Source organism: Hydrogenophaga sp., from assembly GCF_030158645.1.
Taxonomy (GTDB): Bacteria; Pseudomonadota; Gammaproteobacteria; order Burkholderiales; family Burkholderiaceae_C; genus Hydrogenophaga.
The window spans coordinates 1-3,897 of the sequence record NZ_JAOASO010000020.1 but is presented as its reverse complement, the minus strand read 5'-3'; the positions used below and the strand labels follow the sequence as shown (position 1 = coordinate 3,897).

6 protein-coding genes are annotated in these 3,897 nt (G+C 64.6%); 1 reads left to right on the top strand and 5 read right to left on the bottom strand.

Translation table 11 applies throughout. The features are described from left to right. Both dapB and Q1W68_RS01475 read right to left on the bottom strand, forming a co-directional pair. Window positions 1-703: 4-hydroxy-tetrahydrodipicolinate reductase (gene dapB, locus Q1W68_RS01480; RefSeq protein WP_300652323.1), on the bottom strand; the 703-nt coding region annotated here is incomplete at its 3' end. Then, window positions 700-1,299, bottom strand: a complete 600-nt coding sequence (locus Q1W68_RS01475) for an outer membrane protein assembly factor BamE (RefSeq protein WP_366146687.1) — start codon at window positions 1,297-1,299, stop codon at window positions 700-702. The genes dapB and Q1W68_RS01475, both read right to left, overlap by 4 nt. A 160-nt stretch (window positions 1,300-1,459) precedes the next feature. Here Q1W68_RS01475 and fur point away from each other — a divergent pair, with 160 nt between their 5' ends. Continuing rightward, window positions 1,460-1,900: a ferric iron uptake transcriptional regulator gene (fur, locus tag Q1W68_RS01470; protein ID WP_300652322.1), complete on the top strand. Its 441-nt coding sequence runs from the start codon at window positions 1,460-1,462 to the stop codon at window positions 1,898-1,900. Between the two features lie 5 nt (window positions 1,901-1,905). Here the strand turns inward: fur and hprK are convergent, their stop codons facing one another. The 3 genes from hprK to raiA form a co-directional block, all read right to left on the bottom strand. Continuing rightward, window positions 1,906-2,856, bottom strand: a complete 951-nt coding sequence (hprK, locus tag Q1W68_RS01465; protein WP_300652320.1) for an HPr(Ser) kinase/phosphatase — start codon at window positions 2,854-2,856, stop codon at window positions 1,906-1,908. A 93-nt stretch (window positions 2,857-2,949) separates the two neighbouring features. After that, a complete protein-coding gene (locus Q1W68_RS01460) occupies window positions 2,950-3,420 on the bottom strand; it encodes a PTS sugar transporter subunit IIA (protein WP_300652318.1) in 471 nt (156 codons plus the stop codon). A 143-nt stretch (window positions 3,421-3,563) separates the two neighbouring features. Next, window positions 3,564-3,893 carry a ribosome-associated translation inhibitor RaiA gene (gene raiA / locus Q1W68_RS01455; RefSeq protein WP_300652316.1) on the bottom strand — a complete coding sequence of 110 codons (330 nt, stop codon included), beginning with the start codon at window positions 3,891-3,893 and terminating at the stop codon, window positions 3,564-3,566. Between the last annotated feature and the right edge of the window lie 4 nt (window positions 3,894-3,897).

The window sequence follows — 3,897 nt, the reverse complement described above, 5'->3', positions numbered from 1 at the left end:
TGATCTCGATGCGCTCGCCGGTGCCGGCGAACAGCACGGTGTGGTCGCCCACGATGTCGCCACCGCGGATGGTGGCGAATCCGATGCTGGAGGGGTCGCGCTCGCCGGTCACGCCTTCGCGCGCATAGACCGCGCAATCCTTCAGATCGCGGCCCAACGCGTCGGCGATCACCTCACCCATCTTGAGCGCGGTGCCGCTGGGCGCGTCCACCTTGTGGCGGTGGTGCGCTTCGATGATCTCGATGTCGTAACCGGTGGCCAGGGCCTTGGCCGCCATCTCCAGCAACTTGAGCGTGACGTTCACCCCCACGCTCATGTTGGGTGCCATCACGATGGCAATGGACTTCGCCGCCTCGGCGATCTCGGCTTTCTGTGCGTCACTGAAACCGGTGGTGCCGATGACGGCATTCACGCCGTGTTTCACGCAGTCGCGCAGATGCGCCAGCGTGCCTTCGGGGCGGGTGAAGTCGATCAACACCTGGCCGCCGCGCAAGCCCTGGGCGAGGTCGGCGGTGATCAGCACGCCACTGGCCTGGCCAGCAAACCCGGCAGCGTCCTGACCCAGCATGGGGCTGCCTGGGATGTCGAGCGCGCCGGTCAGCTGGCAGTCGCCACTGCTGCGCACGGCCTCCACCAGCATCTGACCCATGCGGCCGCTGGCGCCCGCCACGCACACACGGTGCAAGCCCGCTGCGCTGCTCATCGGGCGGTCCCCGGTGTCTCCAGGGGTGGGTAGCTGGCGGCGGGCGCAGCCGCGGGCGCAACAGGTTCCACCGGCGCCGTGGTCTTGTTGCGATCGTCAAAGGTCTTGAGCTGGGCCTCGGTGGCCTGCAGCGGCGGCACCTTGCCGAACTTGCGGCCCGCGTCGAGCGAAGCCACGAATTCGGCCTCGGTGGGCAAGGCGTCGGCCTCGAACCTTTCGAGCACATCGGACTTGAAGAATGCGGTCAGGCGGCGCTGCTGCGGCTCCTGACCCTGGCGGCGGAATGTGAACACGTAGTCCCAGCGGTCGGCGTGGAAGACGCTGGCCAGCAGCGGCGAGCCCAGGATGTCGCGCACCTGGGCGCGGGTCATGCCCGGCTGCAAAGCCGCCGCCTGCTCCCGCGTGACCACATTGCCCTGGAGGATGTCGATCTTGTACGGCGTCACGAGGCTGGTGACGCTGGGCATGCGGTTGGTGACGCTGGAGCACGCCGACAGGACCGTCAGCGCGGCAAGCACACCCACCCATCGCCCAAGGCGGTTCTGTCGCTGGCCGGAGGTGGGCAGGGGGGGACGATCGGGAGTGTGGTGGAGCATGGGTCTGACCGTGGAAGGGGCGTGCGCGCAGGCACGGCCGAAGCAGTTGAACAGCGTGCGCCAGACGCTGACGATATGATCCTTTCATTGTAGTCTTGGGGCCCGAAGACACCGCAACCGCACCCGCCCGCCCGATCCAACACGCCGCGCGCCCACCGCCATGACCAACATCGAAGAACTCAAGAACACCGGGCTGAAAGCCACCCTGCCCCGGCTCAAGATCCTGGAGGTGTTTCAGAACGCCAAGCAGCGCCACATGACGGCCGAGGACGTGTTCCGCGTGTTGCTTGAAGAACGCTCCGACATCGGGCTGGCCACGGTCTACCGCGTGCTGATGCAGTTTGAACAAGCGGGCCTGCTCACGCGCAGCAACTTCGAGTCGGGCAAGGCGGTGTACGAACTCAACGAAGGCCAGCACCACGATCATCTGGTCTGTCTGGACTGCGGTCGTGTGGAAGAGTTCTTCGACGCCGAGATCGAAAAGCGCCAGCAGATGGTGGCCAAGACGCGGGGCTTCGTGCTGCAGGAACACGCCCTCTCGCTTTACGCCAATTGCACCAAGACCGACTGCCCGCACAAGGGCCACTCACACCGGGCCTGAGGGGCTCACTCTCCGCGCGACATGGCTGCGCGGTGGCGTGACACGAACTCCTGGTAGGTGTCGATGCCGCGCAACTGCAGGATGGTGTTGCGCACGGCGGCTTCCACCAACACCGCAATGTTGCGTCCCGCCACCACCTGAATCACCGCCTTGCGAACCGGCACCCCCAGCACATCCTGGTACAGCGGTTCGTGGGGCATGCGTTCGTAGTCACGCTCCATGGTCTCGCGGCGCACCAGGTGCACGATGAGCGAAAGGCGCATCTTGCGCCGCACCGCGGTCTCGCCGAAGATCGCCTTGATGTCGAGCAGTCCGATGCCGCGCACCTCGAGCAGGTTTTGCAACAGTTCAGGACAGCGGCCTTCGATGCTGGTCTGGTTGATGCGGTACAGGTCCACCGCGTCATCGGCCACCAGGCCATGGCCACGCGAGATGAGTTCGAGCCCGAGTTCGCTTTTGCCCAGGCCCGACTCACCCGTGATCATCACGCCCATGCCGAGGATGTCCATGAACACGCCGTGCATGGACGCGCGGTCGGCGAAATGGCGCGAGAGGTACGCCCGCAGCACGTCGATGACGAACGCCGCCGACTCGTGCGTGGAGAACATCGGGATCTGCGCGCGCTCGCACATGGCGGTGAGCGCATCGGGCGCGGTCTGGCCATCGGCCACCACCAGCACCGGTGGCTCCAGCGTGACGATGCGCGCCACGCGGCGTTTGTTGTCCTCTTCGTTCGGACTCGTGAGGTAGGCGACTTCCCGTTCGCCGAACACCTGCACCCGGTACGGGTGGATGTAGTTGAGATAACCAACGAGGTCGGCTCCCGAACGCGCTGCCCGGATGGCCACTTCGTCAAACCGCCGCTCGGAAGCCCCGAGCCCGGCGATCCACTGCCACTTCAGGGCGTCGCGATGGTCCTCAAAGAGAACATCGGCGCTAACGACGGTGGGTTTCAAAGCAAGCGATCAGCCGCCGGGCCGCCCCAAGGATGGTCAGCCCACTCGGTGGGCAGCGACCTGTGCAATGGTTCAGCGTGAGGGCGCAAGATGTCAGGCCGCAGCGTGAGCGGACTGCCACGACGTGATCTGTTTGTGCAGTGCGACGGCATCCGCAGAGGTTTTCATCTGCTCACGAAGGCCGCTGTCGCTGAGCAGCTCGGCGATTTCCGACAGGATTTCCAGGTGCTTCTGCGTGGCCGCCTCGGGCACCAGCAAAAAAATCATCAGTTGCACCGGCTGCTCGTCGGGCGCGTCGAAGCCGATCGGGTTGGCCAGCTGAAAGACGGCAGCCAGCGGTTGCTTGAGGCCTTTGATGCGTCCGTGGGGAATTGCCACCCCGTGGCCGAGTCCGGTCGAGCCCAGGCGCTCGCGGGCAAACAGGCTGTCGGTGATGAGCGCCCGGTTGAGTCCGTGAAGGGTCTCGAAGAGCAGACCTGCTTCTTCAAACGCGCGTTTCTTGCTGGTCGCGTCCACGCTGACGAGCACTTGCGCGGCAGGCAATATGACAGATAGTCGGTTCATGTGGGCCCTCTTGGAGCGCAAATTATGACCAGTTGAGCGGTGTTGGCTAGACTGGAGGCACAAAAAAGCCGCTTGACTTCTCAAGCGGCTTGCTGCAGCGCAGCATCGGGTTTTCCCGCACGGGCCGCAGCCCGTGACATTCATCACATCAAACGCTTGACCGAGTCGTGGTGGTGGTCCTGCGCCTTGTCCTTGTAGCGCAGCACCTGTCGGTCGAGTTTGTCGGCCAGGTCGTCCACAGCGGCGTACAGATCGGCATGTGCGCTTTCGGCAAACAGGTCGCGCCCCTTGACGTGAATGTTGCACTCCGCTTTCTGCCGCAGGTCTTTCTCCTTCAGGTTGTCCACCGTCAGCAGCACCTTCATGTCGACCACCTGGTCGAAGTGTCGGGATATGCGTTCGAGTTTGCTGGTGACGTAACCGCGCAGGGCGGGTGTGACCTCAAGGTGGTGACCGCTGATCGTCAGGTTCATAGAA

Excerpts from the sequence above, each read along its gene's own strand:
- Q1W68_RS01475 (WP_366146687.1), bottom strand. The coding sequence starts at position 1,299 with ATGCTCCACCACACTCCCGATCGTCCCCCCCTGCCCACCTCCGGCCAG.
- fur (WP_300652322.1), top strand. The coding sequence starts at position 1,460 with ATGACCAACATCGAAGAACTCAAGAACACCGGGCTGAAAGCCACCCTG.
- Q1W68_RS01460 (WP_300652318.1), bottom strand. The coding sequence starts at position 3,420 with ATGAACCGACTATCTGTCATATTGCCTGCCGCGCAAGTGCTCGTCAGC.
- raiA (WP_300652316.1), bottom strand. The coding sequence starts at position 3,893 with ATGAACCTGACGATCAGCGGTCACCACCTTGAGGTCACACCCGCCCTG.